Raw genomic sequence first — 21001 nt, 5'->3', positions numbered from 1 at the left:
GTATGTCGGAGAACAAACCGTGGGCGGAAACCGCCTTCGAGCGGAACCTGTTCCGTGCCCGCTGGCTGATGGCCCCCTTCTATCTGGGGCTGGTGCTGGCGTTGATTATGCTGCTGTCGGTGTTTGTGCAGGAAGTGGTCCACTTCCTGCCGCAGGCCTTTGTTTTTGGCGAAGGCCATATGACGGCGGACACGGCGATCCTTGCCATCCTCAGCCTTGTTGACCTGTCTCTGGCGGGCAATTTGCTGCTGATCGTCATCTATTCCGGCTATGAGAATTTCGTCTCCAAGCTGGATCTGGACGAGAACCACGTGGACCGTCCGCCGTGGATGGGCACGGTGGACTTCTCGGGCCTGAAGATGAAGCTGATCGCCTCCATCGTGGCGATCTCGGCCATCTCCCTGCTCAAGGCCTTCATGAACCTCGGCAAGCCGGGTCATGTGGTGGACGAAGCCTCGCTGATGTGGGGCGTCATCATCCACCTTACATTCGTCAGCTCGGGTGTGTTGTTGGCGGTGATGGACTGGATCGCTTCCAAAACCGACAAGCACTGATTCCAGCGGCTGAAGAACAGTTCAAGGGACGCAAGGCGAAGGCTTTGCGTCCTTTTTCATGTGTTTAGTGGGTCGAAATCTGTGATTGCAATGATTGGTTAACCCTAAAGCCCCAAGTCTGCCGCAAAAGGTCGTGACGGTTCCTCCATCCGCCCGACGCATCGGGCAACCGTCCAGCCTTCGGGAGTTTGACGACATGCAACGCCGCCAATTGATCCGCACCAGCCTCGGTCTTGCTGCTGCCAGTGCCCTGCCGATGGGGCTGGGTGCCTGTGCCTCTCGTGGTCAGGCGAATAATCCGAACTATCCGATTGCCTCGGACCAGACGGCCCAGGCCTATACGTTTGACGAACTGGTCGCGGCGGGTTCGCGCGAACTGGGTATCGCCTCGGAGGCCATCGGCGGTGCCATCGAGCGTATCTTTGCCGATCAGGGCGGTGCGCCGACGGCCTATATCGCCGGTGAGGAAGCCGCCGGTGCCGTGGTGGCCGGTCTTCGCTATGGCCGTGGTGCCCTGCACATGAAGGATATGTCGGCCTCGCAGGAAGTTTTCTGGCAGGGCGCGTCCATCGGTTGGGACTGGGGTGGCAATGCCAGCCGCGTCTTTACCCTCGTGTATGGCCTCTATCACCCCGACATGCTTTACCGCCGCTATCCGGGCGTCGAAGGCTCGGCGTATGCCGTGGCCGGTCTGGGCGTGAACTACCAGCGTGCGGACGGTATCGTCCTGGCGCCGGTGCGCACCGGCGTGGGCCTGCGTCTGGGTGCCAATGTCGGCACCATGAGCTACAGCCGCCAGCGTAACATCCTGCCGTTCTGAGCCGGACACACGCCTGAAAGATCAAAGGCCGGAGCGGATGCTCCGGCCTTTTTCATTCCGCACCGGCGATCAGGCTTTCCAGCCCCTCGCGGTAGGAGGGATAACGCGGACGCCATCCCAGCTCCGCCTTTGCCCGCGCATTCGAGATGCGTTTGGAGTCGAGGTAAAACCGGCGCATGCCGTCGCTGACGCTCGGGTCGTCCAGATCGACTTCCGGCGGCAGGGGGAGACCCAGACGGTGCGCGGCCCATTCGGTGATTTCGTGGGCGGGGGCGGGCTCGTCATCGGTCAGGTTGTAGATAGCGCCCGGACGGGGGGCGGCCATAGAGGCAAACAGGCCTGAGACGACATCTGAAATATGGACGCGGTTGAAGATCTGCCCGGGTTTGCGCACCCGTTTGGCGCGTCCGGCCTTCAGGCGCTCCAGAATGTTGTTTCCGGGTCCGTAAAAGCCCGGCAGACGGAAAATCTGTACCGTCAGACCCATGCCGCGGGCCCCATCCAGCCAGTCGCGCTCGGCGCGGACACGGCGGGCTCCTTCCAGACTGGCGGCATTCAGGGCGTCGCCTTCGAAGGCCCAGCCCCCCTGGCGATCTCCATAGACCGAGGTGGAGGAAATATAGCCGATCCAGTCGGGCCATACCTCGGCGGCCTTTAGATGCGACAGGGCATTCAGGGCTGGGCATCCCTGCGCATCCGGTGGCGTCGTGACAAGAATATGCGTAGCCGCAGCGCCCGCGCGCGACAGGGCCTCGGCATCCCGAGGATCGATGGCGGTAAAACCCTTGGCCGACAGCGCCTCGCGCCGTTCGGGCCTGCGCGATGTGGCGATAACCTGCCAGCCGCGTTTCAGGGCTTCATCCCCTACAGCCTCACCGACATAGCCCGCGCCAAAGATCAGCAGGATTGGCAGTGTGGTCGACATGGGGGATTGGGCCTCTCGAAATCGTTCGCTCAGCCTAATACGGTCGAGCTGCCCTGTTCCAGTGCTTTGGCCCGCTGTTCGTTCCATGCCGACACGCAAGGGATTTTGGATAGATCGCAGCGGTCGGCATAGCGGCGGGCCACTTCGGTCACATCGTTCATGAGCCCCTGTTCCAGCGTCACCGGATCAAGGCCCAGTGCCTTGAACCCGTCATTGGCCACGACCAGATCGTTCTCGTCGGCTTCCTGACGTGGATTGGGCAGGTTGGCGATGGTGGCGCCGGTCATGTCGGCCACCATCTGTGCCAGATCGCGCACGCGGCGGCTTTCGGTCATCTGGTTCAGGATTTTGACGCGGTCCCCGCGCGCGGGCGGATTGTTCAGCGCCAGTTCCACACAGCGCACCGTGTCCTGGATATGGATGAAGGCCCGCGTCTGCCCGCCCGATCCGTGGACCGTCAGCGGATAGCCGACCGCCGCCTGCATCAAAAAGCGGTTCAGTACGGTGCCATAGTCGCCGTCATAGTCGAAACGGTTGATCAGCCGCTCGTCACGGCGGGTCTGTTCGGTCTGGGCGCCCCAGACGATGCCCTGATGCAGGTCGGTGATCCGAAGCCGGTCGTTCTTGGCGTAGAACTGGAACAGCAGGGCGTCCTGCGTCTTGGTCATGTGATAGATGCTGCCGGGGTTCGGCGGGAACAGGATTTCCTGCTCGGTGGGGCCGAAGTCGGTATCCACCGTCACCTTCAGATAGCCCTCGGGGATCTTCAGCCCAGCCGTCGTATAGCCATAGACGCCCATCGTCCCGAGGTGGGCCAGATGGATGTCCAGCCCGCTGTCCACAATGGCCGCCAGCAGGTGGTTGGTGGCGTTCAGGTTGTTGTCGACGGTGTACAGCTTGTGCCGCGCCGACTTCATCGAATAGGGGGCGGCGCGCTGTTCGGCAAAATGGACGATGCTGTCCGGCTTCCACGACTTCAGCAGACCCAGCAGGCGCTCATAGTCCTTGCCGACCGTCAGGTTTTCATACGCGATGGTCCGTCCCGACACCTCTTTCCACGCCCTGATGCGGTCGTGGATGGAGGTGATGGGCGTCAGCGACCGGACGCCCAACTCATTGTCGATGTTCCGGCGGCTGAGGTTGTCGACGATCAGCACATCCCAGCCCCTGTCCGACAGGTGTAGCGCCGTGGGCCAGCCGCAGAAGCCGTCTCCGCCAAGGATCATCACACGCATCGACAACACTCCGTCTCGGGGGGAAGAGGGGTTTTACAGCAGGGCCTCGATGGCTTCGCGCGCGGCCTGGCCCAGATCGGGGCGTTTCAGGGCCAGTGCCACATTGGCCCGCAGCAGACCGATCTTGTCGCCGCAGTCGTGGGTCACGCCTTCGTACTCATAGGCAGTAAAGTCTTGATCCGACATCAGGCGGGCCATTGCGTCGGTCAGCTGGATCTCGCCGCCCGCACCGGCTTCCTGCGTTGCCAGAAGGTCGAAGATTTCGGGCTGCAGGATATAGCGGCCCGAGATCGAAAGGTTGGAGGGCGCGGTACCCTTGGCCGGTTTCTCGACCATTCCCTTCATGGCAATGCGTCGGCCATCGCGGCTGGCGGGATCGACGATGCCGTATTTGTGGGTCTGTTCCTCGGGCACCTGCTCGACGCCGATGACATTGCCGCCCACCTCTTCGTACACCTCGGCCAATTGCTTCAGGGCACCGGGCTGGCTGTCGACGATGACGTCGGGAAGGATGACGGCGAACGGCTCGTGACCGATGATGTCGCGCGCGCACCAGATGGCGTGGCCCAGGCCCTTGGGCTTCATCTGGCGGGTGAAGCTCATCTCGCCCGCACGGGCCAGCTCGCCGTTCATCACGTCGAGGATGTCGGTCTTGCCCTTGGCCTCAAGCTGGGCTTCCAGTTCGACCTGATGGTCGAAATAGTCCTCGATGGCCTGTTTGGCGCGGCCGGTGACGAAGACGATATGCTCGATCCCTGCCTCGCGCGCCTCTTCGACGATGTAGGACAGGATGGGCCTGTCCACGACGTTCAGCAGCTCCTTCGGGGTGGTCTTGGTGCCGGGAAGGACGCGCGTCCCCAGACCGGCAACGGGCAAAACCGCCTTGCGAAGGCGGGCGTGTGAACTCGACATGGACAATCCAGATCAGCCTATGATGGTGCCAGTCATAGGGGCATTCTGGCCTCCGTCAAACGGCAGTTAGCTAAACTGCCGTTTGCAGGGGAGGTTCATCGACTATTCGACAGTGACCGATTTTGCCAGATTGCGCGGCTGGTCCACGTCCGTGCCCTTCTGCACGGCGGTGAAATAGGACAGCAGCTGCATCGGCACCGCATAGACCAGCGGCGCGGCGATCGGATGGACCGATGGCGCAGCGATACGCTCGATGCCATCGCCATGCAGTTCCGGCGCATCGGCGGGCGCGATCATGATCACCGGACCGCCACGGGCGGCCACTTCCTGAAGGTTGGAGGCGGTCTTTTCGTAAAGCTCGTCCAGCGGGGCCAGGGCGATGGTCGGAGTGTATTCGTCGATCAGGGCGATCGGGCCGTGCTTCAGCTCGCCAGCGGCATAGCCTTCGGCATGGATATAGCTGATTTCCTTCAGCTTCAGCGCGCCTTCCATCGCCAGCGGATACATGGGGCCACGGCCAAGGAACAGCACGTCGCGGGCCTTGGCCAGCTCCTGCACCAGCTGGCGGATCGGCTTGTCCATATAGAGGGCTTCGGAGATCAGGCGCGGGGCCTCGAACAGGGCGCGGACCAGTTCGGCCTCTTGCGCCTCGGTGATCTTGCCGCGGGCGACACCGGCGGCAATGGCCAGCGACAGGAGCGCGGCGACCTGTGCGGTAAAGGCCTTGGTCGAGGCGACGCCGATTTCGGGACCGGCGTGGGTCGGCCACAGGATCTCGGCCTCGCGGGCCATTGACGAGGTGTGGACGTTGACGACAGCGGCGGTCTTGAGCCCCTGAGTCTTGCACCACGTCAGGCCGGCCAGGGTATCCGCCGTTTCACCCGATTGGCTCACGGCAACGGCCAGCGTACCTTTGGTCAGGGCCGGATCGCGGTAACGGAACTCGGACGCGATTTCGACATCGCACGGCAGGCCGGCGTATTTCTCGAACGCATAGCGGCCGATCTGGCCCGCATAGAAGGCGGTGCCGCAGGCGATGATCTGGATGCGGTCGATATTGGCAAAGTCCACTGCGGCGGGCTTGGCCTTGGCCGTCACCAGATCGAGATATTCCGACAGGGTGTGCTGGACGCTGTCCGGCTGTTCATGGATTTCCTTTTCCATGAAGTGGCGGAAGCTGCCCTTTTCCACGAGGGCGCTGGAGGCGGCGACCTTGACGACCGGACGGTTGGCGGGCTGGCCATCGGCGCTGAAGATTTGCGCGTCGTTGCGGGTCATGGCGACAAAGTCGCCTTCTTCAAGATAGGAAATCTGCTGGGTGAACGGGCCCACGGCCAGCGCGTCCGAGCCGAGATACATCTCGCCCTCGCCCCAGCCGACGACCAGCGGGCTGCCACGGCGCGCACCGAGGATCAGTTCCTTCTCGCCCTCGATCAGGACGGCGAGGGCATAGGCCCCCGTCAGGCGGTCTAGCGTGGCCTTGAAGGCATCCAGCGGGGCCATACCCGCAGCGATGTTGTGGTCGAGCAGATGGGCGACGACCTCGGTGTCGGTCTGGCTTTCGAACACGCGGCCTTCAGCTTCCAGCTCGGCCTTCAGCTCGGCGAAATTCTCGATGATGCCGTTGTGGACCAGACAGACGCGGCCCGCCTTGTGCGGATGGGCGTTGGCCTGGGTCGGCGCACCGTGGGTGGCCCAGCGGGTGTGGCCGATGCCGACAGTGCCCTGAATGGGGTCTTCGGCCAGAACGGCTTCGAGGTTGCGGATCTTGCCCTTGGCGCGGCGGCGACGGATACCGGTTTCATCCTGAACGGCGATACCGGCGGAATCATAGCCGCGGTACTCCAGACGCTTCAGGCTGTCGATCAGACGGGGAACAACAGGACCCGTTCCGGTCACGCCAATAATGCCGCACATAGTTGTACTCCGACAAAAGTGGGTCCGGTTTTGCGTCGGGGGCCCAGTTTGAGGTAAGCGAGAAGGTTCAGCTTTCGCCTTTGAGCTTGGCACATAAGCATTGTGCGCTCATCCGGCATCAAAAAATGGGTTTCGGAAGGTTTCCGTAATCCCGCCAGTGAAGGAATGCGCCTTTGGGCGAGAGAAAATATTTCGGTACCGACGGCATCCGTGGCCGCGCCAATACCTATCCGATGACCGCCGAGGTCGCCCTGCGCGTTGGTCTGGCGGCTGGCCGCCTGTTCAGCACCGGCGATGACCGCCGCCATCTGGTGGTGATCGGCAAGGACACCCGCCTGTCCGGCTATATGCTGGAGCCCGCGTTGGTGGCCGGTCTGGCGTCTGTGGGTATGGACGTGCGCACCTTTGGGCCGCTGCCGACGCCGGGCGTGGCGATGATGACCCGCTCCATGCGTGCCGATCTCGGCATCATGATCTCGGCCTCGCACAACGACTATGCCGACAACGGCATCAAGCTGTTCGGCCCTGACGGCTACAAGCTGTCGGACGAGATCGAGCTGAAGATCGAGGCCATGATGGACGAGGCTCTGAACGAGAACCTCGCGCCGTCGAACAAGCTCGGCCGCGTCAAGCGCATCGATGACGCCCCGCCGCGCTATATCGAAATCGCCAAACAGGCCTTCCCCAAACGCCTCAGCCTCAAGGGCCTGCGCGTCGCCATCGACTGCGCCAATGGCGCGGGCTACCGCGTGGCTCCGACGACCCTTTATGAATTGGGTGCCGAGGTATTCCCCGTCGGGGTCGAGCCGAACGGCCTGAACATCAACGCCGAATGCGGCTCCACCCATCCCGAAACCGTGTCCGAGGCGGTTAAACGCTATCGCTGCGACATTGGCATCGCGCTGGACGGCGATGCCGACCGCGTCATTATCTGCGACGAAAAGGGCCATGTGGTCGACGGCGACCAGATCATGGCCCTGATCGGTCTGGACTGGGCCAAGCGTGGCCGACTGAACGGCAATGGCGTGGTGGCGACGGTCATGTCCAATCTCGGGCTGGAGCGCCGCCTTAAGGCCGAGGGCTTGACGTTGGAGCGTACCAAGGTGGGCGACCGCTATGTGATGGAGCGCATGCGCCAGGGCGGCTTCAACATCGGCGGTGAACAGTCGGGCCACATTATCCTGAAGGACCACGCCACCACGGGCGATGGCCTGATGGCGGCGCTTCAGGTTCTGGCCGTGCTGGTGGAAGCCGGTGTGCCGATGAGCGAGCTGGCCCGCCAGTTCGAGCCGGTGCCGCAACTGCTCAAGAACGTGCGCTATACCTCGGAGGCTCCGCTGGAAACCGAGAACGTCAAGAAGGTCATGGCTGATGCCGAGGCCCGACTGAATGGCTCGGGCCGCCTTCTGGTCCGCAAGTCGGGCACGGAGAAGCTGATCCGCGTCATGGCTGAGGGTGACGACGAGGCCCTTGTCAAACGGGTGGTCAACGACGTGGCCGAGGCCGTCGAAAAGGCCTGATGAACGACAGAAAAGGGCGGCCTTGGCGGGCCGCCCTTTTTTGTTTTCAGCGTCCAAGGCGATCCGACATATCCTCGATCCTCTGCCTCAGATCGGGGACGGCGATCGTCTCCCAGAAGGCCCCGCGCGCGGGTGGCCCAAGGACATGGATGACGGGATCGGCAGTGCCATCCCTGTCTATGGCCTGTCCCGACTGAGCCACGCGAAGCCCAAGACCCAAGGCATCGACCGACAGACGGCCCGAAGCGATTAGAGGCGCGGTCAGCGGATCGCGGGCCGGATCATGGCCGGGCCCCGTGCAGTCGATCAGCCATTGGACGCTGGCCCGGCGCGGAGCTTGTCCGCCGCGCGGTGTCCATTCGACGTCCAGTCCGCCGTCGCGGTCGCTTATCCTGCCGAGGCGGCCCGCCGTGATTTCCAGACGTCCGGCCTTTTCCAGACCGGAGAGGACCTCGGCCACGTCCGGTGCAATGCGGTGGCGGTGAACGTCCCACCAAGGACGCAGGTGACGCAGGAAGCGCCCTCGCTCGTCTTCCGTGGCCTCTTCCCACAGGCGGGCGGTGATCGGGCGGTAACCGTCCATCACGTCGCGCCAGTCATGATAGCGGGCAAGGTCGCGGGCGGCGCGGAGGCGGCGTGACAGCGGACCTTTCAGCGCGGCGTCGGGCAGAGACGCAGCGCGGTGGTGGCCATAGATGTGAGCACGCGGGGCAAGGCCGCGGCGTGACACGGCCAAGGCACGGCCCTGCCATCCGGCGGCATCGAGACTGAGAAAAACGTCCACCATGGTCAGGCCCGTGCCCAGCACCATGATGTTGTCGTCGGGCGCTATTCTATTCAGCGCACCGGCCGCCCAGGGATCGGCAAGGCGGCGCGGGCTGTCGTTGTCGCGGCCCGTGCGTGGTGGCGGGTTGCCGCTGGCCAGAACGATAGCGCGGCCATCCAGCGAACGCCCGTCGGACAGGTGGACCGTGGTGCCGTCGATCCCGACCGCTTCGCCCTCGATCCAGCGGATCAGATCGGGATGCTGTTGCTCCACCCCTGACAGTCGGTGCTGCACATAGGCCCCGTAGAGGCGGCGCGGGGCAAAGCCTTCGGGGTCAGCGTGGGCCTGATGATGTTGTTCCAGCCAGCGGGCGAAATCGCCAACATCGTGTGCCAGCGCACCCATGTTGGCGGTTCGCACATTAAGGCGGTGGACATCCTCAACGGTGGAATAGGCGACGCCGAGGCCCCGCCTGCCCGATCTGTTGATCACCGTGCTGGCCTGACCCTTTTCGGCAAGGCGGGCCGCCAGCATGGCACCGGAAAAGCCACCGCCGATTATAAGGACAGGAAGGGCACGCGTCGTCGTCATCAGGAAATCCGCTTAGATTTCCTGATTGAATGCCCCGATTTCCGGATGGTTGGCCAGACGCGGCTTCACCTCTTCACGGAAGAGTGCGCGCATGTCGTCTTCGGATTGCATGCTTTCGACCACCACTACCAACTCCGGCTTGTTGCTCGATGCACGGACCAGAACCCACGAACCGTCCTCGAGGTGGACGCGCACGCCGTTGACGGTGATCACCTCGACGATCTTGTGGCCAAGGATCGATCCACCCGCAGCGAACAGGTCCTCGTATTCCTTCACGATGCGGGCCAGCACGTCGTACTTCAGCTCGTCATCGCAGTGGGGCGACATGGTCAGGCTGGTATAGGCGGGCGGCAGGGCGGCCTTCAGTTCCGACAGTTTCTTGTCGGGGTTGCGATCCAGCATGGCGAGGATGGCGGCGGCAGCCACCAGACCATCGTCATAGCCGTGGCCCAGATCTCCGGCCATGAAGAAGTGGCCCGACTTCTCAAAGCCCGCCAGCGCGCCGATCTCGGCGGTCTTGCGCTTGATGTAGGAGTGGCCGGTCTTCCAATAGACGGTGGTCGCCCCATTGGCCTTCAGGACCTCGTCGGTTTTGTAGAGCCCCGTCGACTTCACATCGACCACGAAGGTCGAGTTCGGATAGACCGCCGACAGGTCGCGGGCGAGCATCAGGCCGATCTTGTCGGCGAAGATTTCCTCGCCCGTGTCATCGACCACGCCACAGCGGTCGCCGTCACCGTCAAAGCCCAGCGCGAGGTCGGCGCCGGTTTCCTTAACCTTGGCCGCCATCTGCACCAGCATGGCGTGGTCTTCGGGGTTCGGATTGTATTTGGGGAAGGTGTAGTCGAGCTCGGTATCCATCTCGATGACCTCAACGCCCATACGGCGCAGGGCCTCGGGGGCGAAGGCACCGGCGGTGCCGTTGCCGCAGGCCGCGACCACCTTCAGCGGGCGCTTGATCTGCGCCTTTGTGGCGACGTCGGCGATGTATTGTTCGGCAAAGTTCTCGATGCGGGTCAGGGTGCCGCCCGCACGCTCCACGCCCAGACCGCCAAGGACGATCTCCTTCAGGCGGGTCATCTCGTCGGGACCAAAGGTCAGGGGCCTGTTCGCGCCCATCTTCACGCCGGTCCAGCCGTTCTCGTTATGGCTGGCGGTGACCATAGCCACGCACGGACAATCCAGAGCGAACTGGGCGTAATAGGCGGTCGGCGAAAGGGCGAGGCCGATATCCAGAACCTGCATGCCGCCTTGCAGCAGGCCGATCGTCAGGGCCTGTTTGACCGACAGGGAATAGCCGCGGAAATCGTGGCCGATGACGATCTTGGGCTCGATGTTCTGTTCGTGGATATAGGTCGCCAGACCCAGACCCAGCGCCTGGATGCCCAGCAGATTGATCTCTTTTTCAAGAATCCAGCGGGCATCGTATTCGCGGAACCCCGTGGGTTTGACCAGTGCCACGGTCTCATAGGCGGCCGTATTGGGCTTGAGGTCCTGACGGGGTTTGAGCATTTCGGTATCCGTAACCTGTGTAGGCGAGTGGGCCAGCCAGTAGAGCGGGCCGATAGGAAGGGCCTCTTAGACCATCGGCACTGTCATTCTGGCAACCGTTAGAAAATGTCATCGGGAAGGGGTGGTTCAATCTGTGTTGCCAATACAGCCTTGACCGATTGAGCCCCGACCCATAGCCATGCCCCTAAGATAACGGAGTGCTCAATGTCGCGTCTGATCCTGCTGCGCCACGGTCAAAGCCAGTGGAACCTTGAAAACCGCTTCACCGGCTGGGTTGACGTCAACCTGACCGAAGAGGGCGAAGCCCAGGCCCGCAAGGGTGGCGAACTGATCGCCGAGGCCGGTTTCAAACCGTCAGTGATGTTCACCTCGGTCCTGACGCGCGCCAAGCGCACCGGCGCGATCGCGCTGGAAACCGCAGGTCTGACGGACGTCGAGGTCATCGAGGACTGGCGTCTGAACGAGCGTCACTATGGTGGCCTGACGGGTCTGGACAAGGCCGAGACCGCCGCCAAGCACGGTGACGATCAGGTCAAGATCTGGCGCCGTTCCTACGATGTGCCGCCGCCGCCGCTGGCCGCCGACAGCGAATACAGCTTCGCCAATGACGAACGCTATGCGGGCAAGGACATTCCGGACACCGAAAGCCTGAAGACCACGCTTGACCGCGTGCAGCCCTATTGGGATGCCGAGATCGCGCCGCGCCTCAAGGCCGGAGAGGACGTCCTGATCGCCGCCCACGGCAACTCGCTGCGCGCCATCGTCAAACTGCTGTTCAAAGTGGCCGACGACAGGATCGTGGACGTGGAAATCCCGACCAGCAATCCGCTGGATATCGAACTCGACGCAGAACTGAAGCCGGTTTCGGCCCGCTTCCTGGACCAGAGCCGCGCTACGCCGCTGCCGGAAATCATCTGAACATGAGCAACACCGGATTGGAACAGGACGAAATCTTCATGCGCCGCGCCATTGCGCTGGCGATGGAAAACATGGGGCAGACCTGGCCCAATCCGGCTGTTGGCTGCGTCATCGTCAAGGATGGCCAGATTGTCGGAGAGGCTGCCACCGCTGCTGGGGGCCGCCCCCATGCCGAGGAACAGGCCGTTCCCGCAGCAGGCGATGCCGCCAAGGGCGCGACGGCCTATGTGACGTTGGAGCCGTGCGGTGCGCGCTCCTCGGGGCGCAAGTCCTGCGCCCAGTTCCTGACCGAAGCCGGTATCGAACGCGTTGTGATCGGGGCCTTCGATCCGTCACCGTTCGCCTCGGGCCGCGGCGTGGAGCGCCTGCGCTCCGAAGGGCTGCAGGTGGATGCCGGTGTGCTTGAAAAAGAAGCCCTCTCTCTTTGCGAAGGCTTCCTGCACCGCCTTGAAACAGGGCGCCCGATGGTGCGTGTGTCCGAAGACGGCAAGGGTTTCGATGCCCGCTTTGCCGCCTCTCCCAAGGCGGATCTGAAAGCCGAGCTGAACCGTCTGGGCGAGGCCGGTTATACCCGCGTCTGGACGACAGAAGGGCCTCTGGCCGACGCGCTTCGCGAAGCGGGCCTGCTCACCCAATAGACTTGCAGCAAAGCTTCCTTAATGGCCCGGTAGGTATACTGGAGCCATGAGCGATGCCGACACTCCCTCACGCAGACGCCTGACGCAGGCTGAAGTGGATATCATCTGCCAGAAGCATGACCGGCTTTGGCAGGCACGTCCCGGTGGTGCGCGGGCAGTCTTTGCGTGGATGGATCTTGGCGGACTGGACCTGCGTGGACGCAATCTGGCCGATGCGGATTTCACCGCGGCTAGCCTGATCGGTACCCAGCTTGGTGGTGCCAAGCTGGACAATGCCAACTTCTTCGGTGCCGATATGCAGGACGTGGATCTGACGGACGCCAGTCTGAGACGCGCCGATCTGCGCGGTGCCTGCCTGCGGGGCGCAGACCTGTCGGGTGCCGACATGTTCGAGGCCGACCTGCGTGAAGGGGCGATTGCCGCCTCCGATGCCAAGCTGGGCTATCGTGTGCTGGAAGCCCGCAAACGGTCCGATACCGAGGCTCAGGGCGCGAACCTGTCTGGTGCCAATCTGGAGCGTTCGCGCCTGACAGGCGTGATCGCCATCGCAGCCGATTTTACCGATGCCGTGATGAAGGACTGCAAGCTGGTCCGCGCCAATCTCAAACAGGCCAGCTTCAGGGGCGCGGATCTGGCCGGTGCCGATCTGTCAGGCGCAGACCTGTCCGGTGCGGATCTGTCGGGCGCTATTCTGGTGGGTGTGAAATCCACCATGTGGCGCGCCGACGGGGCCAATATGGAAGGGGCGCTGACCGATACTGGGTCTTCGGCTGAGCCCGTGGCTGCGCTTCCGGCGGCAGAAATGCTGAGGGTGCACGCCCAATGGTGCGAGACAGGCGGCCGTGAAGGCCAGCCATCGGTTTTTGACGGCGTGGACTTGCGCCCGCTGGACAGTATCGCCGGTCTGAACCTGACGGCCCTGTCGGCCAAGGGGGCGGTCTTTTACGGGCTGGATATGCAGGGGGTGCAGTTGCAGGGCGCACAGCTGGAAGGCGCGGACCTGAGATCGGTAAACCTTCGCGGTGCAGATCTTCGCGGGGCGCGACTGGCCGGTGCGCGCCTGAATGGATCGGATCTGCGCGATGCCCAGCTCGGGCCGCTGCTTCTGACAGCAGATCGGCTTTTGCCTGCCGATCTGACAGGGGCAAGTCTGAGAGGGGTTGATCTGACGGGCGCGGACATGCGTCGGGTGAACCTGACGGATGCGGACATGTCGCGGGCCAGAGTTCTGGCCGCACAACTGCGCGGGGCCACGCTGGAGCGTACGCGCCTCGACAATATGCGCGGCATGGATGCCGGCGCGGTTCGTGCCGCCGCCGAGGCCTGAGTTCTCTATTCTCTATCCGTACGAAAAAGGCGGCCCCCAGTAGGGAGCCGCCCGAACTCGCGAGAGGGGAAGGAAGCGAAAGCCTTTAGGCGGCCTTCTTGTCGCTGGCCTTGCTTTCGATCAGCGTAGAGCCGTCAGCGATCTCGATGCGGCGCGGCTTGAGGGATTCCGGCAGCTCGCGCTGCAGGTCGATGGTCAGCAGGCCGTGGTTCAGGCTGGCACCTTTAACGACCACATAGTCGGCCAGCTGGAAGCGGCGCTCGAAGTCGCGCTCGGCCAGACCGCGGTGCAGGAAGGTGCGCTGGACGCTTTCGTCCTGCGGCGGCTTCTTGCCGGTCACGGTCAGCAGGTTTTCCTTGGCTTCGATGTTCAGCTCGTCCGGAGCAAAGCCTGCCACAGCCAATTCGATGCGATAGGCGTCTTCGCCCGTGCTCTCGATGTTGTAGGGCGGCCAGCCGGTTTCCTGGCTCGAGCGGGCAGCCGTCTCGATCTGACGGGCCAGGCGATCAAAGCCGACGGCGGTACGGAACAGCGGGGTGAAATCATAGGTACGCATCTGCATCCTCCTGAAAGGTCAGCAAGGTTGGGTGATCTGGCGATTTGCCCCAGACCACATCGGGGATCAGTCGAACCGAGCCTTTCGAGGCCTCGATCTGACCGGAAGACCCGTAAGCGGCGCCTTCGCCAGATTAGTTAGGATGTCGATTTTGGCGTTCAAGAGGGTAATTCGATTGTCTGTGGCCTTGCCGTAGGCGCGAAGCACCTTAACAATCGCTGCCAGCCTTCAAATCGACGACACGGAGATCCCATGCGACCGCTCGTCCTTGGTACCTTGGCGGCCACCCTGCTGATCAGTGGATCGGCTATGGCGCAGACTGCCCCGACAGAGTTCCCCGCCAATCTGCCGCAACGCCAGGGCCTTGCAATGGCGATGCCGGTGCCCGGCGAAGATACAGCGCTTCAGGCCGCCATCGCTTCCGACAGCCGACCCGCTGCCGACAAGGCGCGTGACGTCTATCGGCATCCGATGGAAACCCTGACCTTCTGGGGGCTTCAACCCGGCCAGACGGTGGTCGAGATCGAGCCGGGCCGCGCGGGCTGGTGGCGCAATATCCTCGAACCCTATGCCGCCTCGACAGGCGGGACCTATGTGGCGGTATCCAACCCGGTTGAGTCTATGGGCGTGGCCGATGGCACGGCGGATATGGTTGTGGTGGCGCGCGCCTTTCACAACTGGCATCGCGCCGGTCGTGTAGAGCCCTATCTTCAGGCCTTCTTCAAAGCGCTGAAGCCCGGCGGCGTTCTGGCTGTCGAACAGCACCGCAGCGATGAGGGTGTGGCCGTCGAGGCCGTGGCCCAAACGGGATATGTACCTGAGAGCTGGGTTATCCGCATGGCGCGCGATGCCGGTTTCGAGCTGGACGCCCGAAGCGACATCAACGCCAATCCCAAAGACAACCATAACCATCCGTTCGGTGTATGGAGCTTGCCGCCCGTGCGCCGTTCGGAGGGAGAGGGGCGTACCCTGACCGCAGACGAGCGCGCCGCGCTGGATGCCATCGGGGAAAGTGACCGTATGACCTTGCGTTTCCGCAAGCCGTATTCGGCCCAATGATGGCCAAATCGCCGTGCCACAAGCGCGGCGATTTAGTCACGACCAAGTCTGTGATCGGTCCGTCCGGTCGAGACGGAGGAGTTTTATGACCGTATCGACATCACGACGCCTTTTCCTTTGCGGCGCTTCGGCCGGCGGCATGCTGCTGGTTGCAGGCTGTAACCGCAACAAGAAGGTCGAGGAAGCGCCGGCCAGGCAAGCGGTTGCCGAAGGTCCGCCGGAAGGTTCCCTGGAATGGGCTGTCGAAGGCCCGTGGCGATCGGACGAGGACAAGGCGCGTGACCAGTGGCGTCACCCGATGGAGACGCTGCGTTTCTTCGGTCTGCAGCCGACGATGAAGGTCGTCGAATTCTGGCCCGGCGGTGGCTGGTATACCGATATTCTCGCGCCCTATCTGAACCGCGGCAAGGGACAGCTGTTCGTCGCAGGCTTTGTGGAGGGCGAAGGGGCTGATCCGGCTCAGGTCGCCGTGAACAATGCCCTTAAGGCGCGTCTGGAATCCGACCGCAAGCTTTATGGCAAGGTCGAGTTCACCAACTTCGGTGTCGGTTCGGGCTCTGTGGTCGATGCACCGGGCACCGCCGATTTGGCGCTGTTCATGCGCTATATCCACGTCTGGATGGCGGCAGGCATTGCCGAGAAAGCCTTTGCGGACGCTTTTGCGGCGCTGCGCCCCGGCGGTATTCTGGGCGTCGAGCAGCATCGTCTGGGGCCCGATGAGGATCAGGATCCCGCGGCGGCCAATGGCTATGTTCAAGAGGCCTTCGTGCGTCAGCTGGCCGAAGAGGCGGGCTTTGTCTTTGTCGAGTCCTCGGAAATCAACGCCAACCCGGAAGACACGAAAAACCATCCGTTCGGCGTCGAAACCCTGCCGCCCACGCGCCGTTCCTCGGCACCGGGCGAGCCGCCGAATTTTGAGTTCGATCACAGCAAATACGATGCGATCGGCGAGTCCGACCGTATGACCCTTAAATTCAGGAAGCCCGAGTGAGCCGCGAATCTCCTCTTTCCACCCAGGCCCCGTTGATGGGTGTTCCCGGAGCCAGCGCGCCTCCCGGGGGCGAGGCTGACTGGTTCAGAGGAGCGGGCGGTCTGCGGCTACGTGCGGCCCTGTGGCAGCCGTCGGTCCTGCAATCGAAGACACCGCGCGGTACGGTGGTCCTCAGCCCTGGGCGTACCGAGCCCATCGAGAAATACTATGAGTTGATCGGCAATCTGCTGGCGCGCGGCTTTTGTGTTCTGGCGCACGACTGGCGTGGACAGGGGCTTTCGGCGCGTCTGTTGCCGGACCGTCTGAAAGGTCATGCGCGTGCCGTCGAAGAGTTCCTCGATGACTACGACCGCCTGATTGACGCCTATAAGGACCAGATGCCCAAGCCGTGGATCATGGTCGGGCATTCGATGGGCGCGGCCCTGAATCTCTTGACCCTCGAAAATGGAGACGACCGTTTTTCCGGTGCCCTGCTGTGCAGCCCGATGCTGCGCATCAAAACGGGCAAACGGTCCATGTGGTCGGTCAAGCTGGCGGTGCGCTGGGCCCTGAGAAACGGCAAGGGCGGGGACTATGTGCTCGACAATGCCGATGATCCCTTTGTGCACACGTTCGAGAATAACGCCCTGACATCCGACAGGGACCGCTACAGTCTGTGGCAGCAGCAGATTTTTGCGTGTCCTCATCTGGCGATCGGGGGACCGACATGGGGCTGGCTCGGCTTTGCCCTGGATGCGGGTGACCGTGTGCTGAAATCGCGGGCGCTCAAACAGGTGAAGATCCCGGTCTGCGTGGTGCAGGCCGGTGAGGATACCGTTGTGTGGAAACAGACAGCGCGATGGGCTGCGCGACGTCTCGGCCGTGGTCGATACGTCGAGGTCGCCGGTGCAAAGCATGAGGTCATCATGGAAACCGACGGGCACCGCGCCATATTTCTAACGGAATTTGACGAGCTGGCGGCCTATCTCGCGCCCGCACGGACGTAGTCGGCTTTTGAATTCGAGTGATCAGGCCCTGTCAGTGTTAGCGCTGGCAGGGCTTTTTGATTGATGGTTGAGCAATAAAATTGCAGCTTAAGCATATTCAAAAGAAATTAATTATTAAAATGAATAGCTTTAAATAAATCATCTCTATAGACGAATTAAAATCATGTAATGTATTAGTAAACATATGTAAAATCACAATAGTGCCGCTTGCTCGCTAAAGATCGGCATACCTTCACTATCTCGACACATTTGGACCAGTGTTTGCTAGAGATCCTTGGAGGGTAAACTTTGCTGCAGTATAAAAAACTATTGATGTCAGCGGTGGCCGGAACGGTTTTGCTGACTGCCGGGGCAGTGAATGCTCAGAATGCTGGGTCTGGCCCCTATGTCATGGCCAATGGGACGCGTACCTCAGACTATCAGGCAGCTATCCAGTCCTGGCGTGACGATCCTCAGTTCTCGGCAGACTATTCAAAGGGCTATCTGGGCATGGAGCATGCCTACGCCCGAGGCTTTACGGGCTCTGGCGTGACGATTGGTATCAACGACAGCGGCGTTTACTTCGATCACCCGCTTTTTGCCGGTGATGGCAAAATCCGTGGCCTCGATACCGGTGCATCTGCCAATTTTGCCAATAATGGTGGGGTGAACCCACGCATGTATTGGGAGAGCCACGGCACGCACGTTGCTGGTAGTACTGCCGGCAACCGTCTAGAAAATGGCAGGATGTTCGGTACCGCCTATGGTGCAAACCTGTATTCCGCCTCGGCTAATTTTGCATCCGGCGACTTCTGGGGTTATCGGGGTGCATTGAATAATGAAGGTGTAGGAATTGCCGGTAACAATCTGCTGGGTCTGGCTTCCACGGGCGAAGTTCGTATCATAAATAACTCATGGGGGCCCGGTTCAAGAACAGGCGTTAGCGATGAGCTAAGGGATGTAATTTTACAGAATGATGTCTTGATGGTGTTCTCTGCTGGTAACGGTAGAGGAAACTTCAATAATGGAATCGCTTCTGCTCCGGCCGTTCGTCCAGATCTGCGTGGTAACTGGTTGTCTGTGACCAACTATCAAGGCGATGATAGGCCTAGCCCATCGACGACTTTTTGCGGTCAGTCGGCGACATGGTGTGTCAGCGGCCCGGGCCATGACATCTTGTCAGGCGTTTATGAGCAAACCGGTGTAGATCGCGCTGGAATTATCGCACTGGACCGTGCGTCTTATAATGCGATGATACGTGGCATCGAGTCTGTTGATGACATTTATCAAAATGCCAGTAATCTTTTTCTTGCTGATATCAACAGGTACTATACTAGATTCAGAACAGCTCAGGCGAATGGAACGCCATTCGATATAGCGGCAGAACGCGCAGCTCTAGCGCGACGTGGTGCTGTTCTGTCGATGTTGGCAGCAGCGGCAGTTAATCCTTTAACTCCAGGTGGCGCAGCATTTGAAATTGGCGTTCTTCTTGCCATACCAAATAACGTTAATCTTCTAGGTCAAGAATTTACAACAGCTCTGTTGACTGAGTTGGATGAACAGCGATTTGCGCTGATTGATCAGTTCTTTAATTACAATGGCCTTGGCTATGGACTGAATACAGGTACGTCGATGTCGGCGCCGAATATTTCAGGATTTGCTGCAGTACTTGCTCAGGCATTCCCGGAATATTCTACCGCACTTCTGACAGATATTATTACGTCGACATCGCGTGATATTGATATTGCTGGGGTAGACATCCGTACCGGTTGGGGTGTCCCGCAGATGGGGGATGCTCTTAATGGACCTAGCGCACTACGTGCGGTGCGCGATGTTAATGTTGCCGCTGGCACTGTCGATATCTGGTCCAATGATATTGTTGACGCTCGTGACCGCTACTCGGCACAGGTTCTGGAATTGAATCCTGACGACATCGGCGGTCTGACGAAGATCGGTGGCGGCGAGTTGGTTCTGACCGGCTCTGTTGACTACACCGGCGCGACCCGCGCTCTGGGCGGCTTGCTGACCGTAGACGGTTCGATCAATCGCTCTGAGATTTCCGTCGCCGAGACGGGTATCATCGGCGGCATCGGGGCCTTGGCCAACCTGACCGCCCAGGAAGGCGGCGTGGTGGCTCCGGGTAACGCGGCCAATCCGTTCGGTACGCTGACGGTAACCGGTAATGCGGTGTTCCAGCCGGGCTCCTATCTGTGGGTGCGTTCGGCGGTCAACGGCGTGAACTACTCCAAGCTCAATGTCGGCGGTACGGCCACGCTTGAAGGCGGCAATGTCATCGTCAAGGCAGACCAGGGGAACTGGAACCTGCGTACGCGAGGCATGCGTATCCTGACGGCAGACGGCGGCGTCACGGGCACGTTTGACGGTGTGACCAGTGACCTGGCCTTCCTGAAGCCGACCCTCACCTATGAGGACAATGTCGTCCTGCTCAGCCTGCTGCGCAATGACGTCAAGATTGCCTCCGCTGGCAAAACTCCGAACGAGCAGGCTGTCGGTGGTGCCCTGGATGTCATGACATCGGGAACATCCACCAGCGGCAATCTGGCTCTCGAGGATGCGGTTCTGGACGGCAGTCTGGAAGCGGTCAGCGCTGCCCTGCCATATCTGACGGGTGAAGCCCACGCGGCTCTGGGTGGTGTTGCCACCGCTGACAGCCGTATCATCCGCAACGCCATGCTTGACCGTGCCCGCACCGGCTCGGCCAGCATTGTTGAGCCGGTTGATGGCCGTGGCGTCTATGCCTGGGCTACCGGTGTCTTCGGTCAGGGCGAGTATGACGGCAGCAAGGATTACCGTGGCTTCGATATCCAGTCCGGCGGCTATGTGGTCGGTCTGGACAAGGCTTTCGAGCGTGGCCACCTGGGTATCGCCTTTGCCGAGAACAAGAGCGAGCTGCGCGGCTATGACCTGGCAACGACGGCTGATGTCCGTACCCGCAATATCGGTCTGTATGCCGGCCTGAACTCGGGTGCGTTCAACTTCCGTCTGGGCGGGGCATGGACCCAGTCCGATGTCGGTACCAAGCGCAATGTCACGCTGAACGCCTTCTCCGACCAGCTGATCGGCGACTATGAAGGTGACGGCTGGCAAGCCTATGCCGAAGTCTCGTGGAAGGCCGAAGCGCGCGGCACTGTGTTCGAGCCTTATGCCAACTACGCCCACGTCGTTTACGATGCCGATATGAAGGAGATTGGCGGCGACGCGGCTCTGTCTGGCACCATCAGTGAAAAAGCCGACCTGATCACGGCGGGTGTCCGCACCCGTACGGCACTGGCTGGCGGTGAGGGTGGCCGTCCGAAGCTGACCCTCGTGGGCCATCTGGCCTGGACCGAGAACGTCAACGATGACGGTCCTGTCTTCAACGCCCGTTTTGCTGATGGTCCGGTCTTCGATGTCCGCGCGGCCTCGCTTGCCGGCGACAGCCTGACCACCGGCATCGGACTGAACGTGGAGATGAACCCGCGTGCGGCTATCGACTTCGGCTACTCGGGCAACCACGGCTCGGATTACACCGATAACCGCCTGTACGGTAAGCTGACGGTCAAGTTCTAAGCCCGTCACGCAAGGCTTATCTTCTCAACCTGATATCCCCCGCAGGCCCGGCCTGCGGGGGTTTCTTTATTTCGGGCGCACCGGCTGGAGGGCTCAATAATTGGCCCGTATTCAAAACAGCCTTGATTACGACACTTAAAAAGTTCACACTTTCGCCGTCGATATCTCTGCGTAACGCCCTTTCTTCTTTGCGACGCATTGAGATCTGCCGTTTCCCTAGACCCG

General features: G+C 61.6%; 17 protein-coding genes and 1 pseudogene. 11 read left to right on the top strand and 7 right to left on the bottom strand.

The features are described from left to right. Positions 1–2 precede the first annotated feature (2 nt). Both B3H86_RS01955 and B3H86_RS01950 read left to right on the top strand, forming a co-directional pair. Positions 3–554: a TIGR00645 family protein gene (locus B3H86_RS01955; RefSeq protein WP_292050885.1), complete on the top strand. Its 552-nt coding sequence runs from the start codon at positions 3–5 to the stop codon at positions 552–554. A gap of 196 nt (positions 555–750) precedes the next feature. After that, on the top strand, positions 751–1374 hold the full coding sequence (locus B3H86_RS01950) for a DUF1134 domain-containing protein (RefSeq protein WP_292050914.1): 624 nt from the start codon (positions 751–753) through the stop codon (positions 1372–1374). 52 nt (positions 1375–1426) lie between these two features. On the opposite strand, the gene B3H86_RS01945 is transcribed toward B3H86_RS01950, so the two are convergent. From B3H86_RS01945 to glmS, 4 genes are all read right to left on the bottom strand, one after another. Then, positions 1427–2299, bottom strand: a complete 873-nt coding sequence (locus B3H86_RS01945; protein ID WP_292050884.1) for an SDR family oxidoreductase — start codon at positions 2297–2299, stop codon at positions 1427–1429. Between the two features lie 29 nt (positions 2300–2328). After that, entirely contained in the window at positions 2329–3534 is a 1206-nt protein-coding gene (locus B3H86_RS01940; protein WP_292050883.1) for an NAD-dependent epimerase/dehydratase family protein, read from the bottom strand. A 33-nt stretch (positions 3535–3567) separates the two neighbouring features. After that, on the bottom strand, positions 3568–4446 hold the full coding sequence (gene galU, locus B3H86_RS01935; protein ID WP_292050882.1) for a UTP--glucose-1-phosphate uridylyltransferase GalU: 879 nt from the start codon (positions 4444–4446) through the stop codon (positions 3568–3570). 102 nt (positions 4447–4548) lie between these two features. Then, complete coding sequence (gene glmS, locus B3H86_RS01930; protein ID WP_292050881.1) at positions 4549–6363, bottom strand: glutamine--fructose-6-phosphate transaminase (isomerizing); 1815 nt, start codon at positions 6361–6363, stop codon at positions 4549–4551. Positions 6364–6536: 173 nt separating this feature from the next. Here glmS and glmM point away from each other — a divergent pair, with 173 nt between their 5' ends. Next, on the top strand, positions 6537–7883 hold the full coding sequence (glmM, locus tag B3H86_RS01925; protein ID WP_292050880.1) for a phosphoglucosamine mutase: 1347 nt from the start codon (positions 6537–6539) through the stop codon (positions 7881–7883). Positions 7884–7929: 46 nt separating this feature from the next. Here glmM and B3H86_RS01920 read toward each other — a convergent pair whose 3' ends face one another. Next, entirely contained in the window at positions 7930–9240 is a 1311-nt protein-coding gene (locus B3H86_RS01920; protein ID WP_292050879.1) for an FAD/NAD(P)-binding protein, read from the bottom strand. A gap of 12 nt (positions 9241–9252) precedes the next feature. Then, on the bottom strand, positions 9253–10752 hold the full coding sequence (locus B3H86_RS01915; RefSeq protein ID WP_292050878.1) for a phosphomannomutase/phosphoglucomutase: 1500 nt from the start codon (positions 10750–10752) through the stop codon (positions 9253–9255). A 204-nt stretch (positions 10753–10956) separates the two neighbouring features. Here B3H86_RS01915 and gpmA point away from each other — a divergent pair, with 204 nt between their 5' ends. The 3 genes from gpmA to B3H86_RS01900 are packed head-to-tail and all read left to right on the top strand — an operon-like array spanning position 10957 to position 13635. Then, on the top strand, positions 10957–11670 hold the full coding sequence (gene gpmA, locus B3H86_RS01910; protein WP_292050877.1) for a 2,3-diphosphoglycerate-dependent phosphoglycerate mutase: 714 nt from the start codon (positions 10957–10959) through the stop codon (positions 11668–11670). 2 nt (positions 11671–11672) lie between these two features. Next, positions 11673–12308, top strand: coding sequence for a bifunctional diaminohydroxyphosphoribosylaminopyrimidine deaminase/5-amino-6-(5-phosphoribosylamino)uracil reductase RibD (gene ribD, locus B3H86_RS01905; RefSeq protein WP_292050876.1), 636 nt, complete (start codon positions 11673–11675; stop codon positions 12306–12308). A gap of 46 nt (positions 12309–12354) precedes the next feature. Next, positions 12355–13635, top strand: coding sequence for a pentapeptide repeat-containing protein (locus B3H86_RS01900; protein WP_292050875.1), 1281 nt, complete (start codon positions 12355–12357; stop codon positions 13633–13635). A gap of 85 nt (positions 13636–13720) precedes the next feature. Here the strand turns inward: B3H86_RS01900 and B3H86_RS01895 are convergent, their stop codons facing one another. Then, positions 13721–14191, bottom strand: coding sequence for an Hsp20 family protein (locus B3H86_RS01895; RefSeq protein WP_292050874.1), 471 nt, complete (start codon positions 14189–14191; stop codon positions 13721–13723). A 252-nt stretch (positions 14192–14443) separates the two neighbouring features. Here B3H86_RS01895 and B3H86_RS01890 point away from each other — a divergent pair, with 252 nt between their 5' ends. The 5 genes and pseudogenes from B3H86_RS01890 (at position 14444) to B3H86_RS01870 (ending at position 20776) form a co-directional block, all read left to right on the top strand. Beyond that, positions 14444–15250: a class I SAM-dependent methyltransferase gene (locus B3H86_RS01890; RefSeq protein ID WP_292050873.1), complete on the top strand. Its 807-nt coding sequence runs from the start codon at positions 14444–14446 to the stop codon at positions 15248–15250. Between the two features lie 85 nt (positions 15251–15335). After that, complete coding sequence (locus B3H86_RS01885; protein WP_292050872.1) at positions 15336–16241, top strand: class I SAM-dependent methyltransferase; 906 nt, start codon at positions 15336–15338, stop codon at positions 16239–16241. Then, the gene (locus tag B3H86_RS01880) at positions 16238–17227 is read left to right on the top strand and encodes an alpha/beta fold hydrolase (protein WP_292050871.1); all 990 of its coding nucleotides are present in this window, start codon (positions 16238–16240) and stop codon (positions 17225–17227) included. The genes B3H86_RS01885 and B3H86_RS01880 overlap by 4 nt, the downstream gene beginning before the upstream one ends. 312 nt (positions 17228–17539) lie before the next feature. Continuing rightward, positions 17540–18970 (top strand): annotated as a pseudogene (locus B3H86_RS01875) (S8 family serine peptidase); the annotation flags it as partial. A gap of 60 nt (positions 18971–19030) precedes the next feature. Continuing rightward, positions 19031–20776: an autotransporter outer membrane beta-barrel domain-containing protein gene (locus B3H86_RS01870; protein ID WP_292050913.1), complete on the top strand. Its 1746-nt coding sequence runs from the start codon at positions 19031–19033 to the stop codon at positions 20774–20776. The last annotated feature ends 225 nt before the right edge of the window (positions 20777–21001 follow it).

It is taken from the genome of Brevundimonas sp. UBA5866 (assembly GCF_002432125.1).
GTDB lineage: Bacteria > Pseudomonadota > Alphaproteobacteria > Caulobacterales > Caulobacteraceae > Brevundimonas.
Note: the sequence above shows the minus strand (reverse complement) of the source record. Positions and strands in the feature narration are given on the sequence as shown.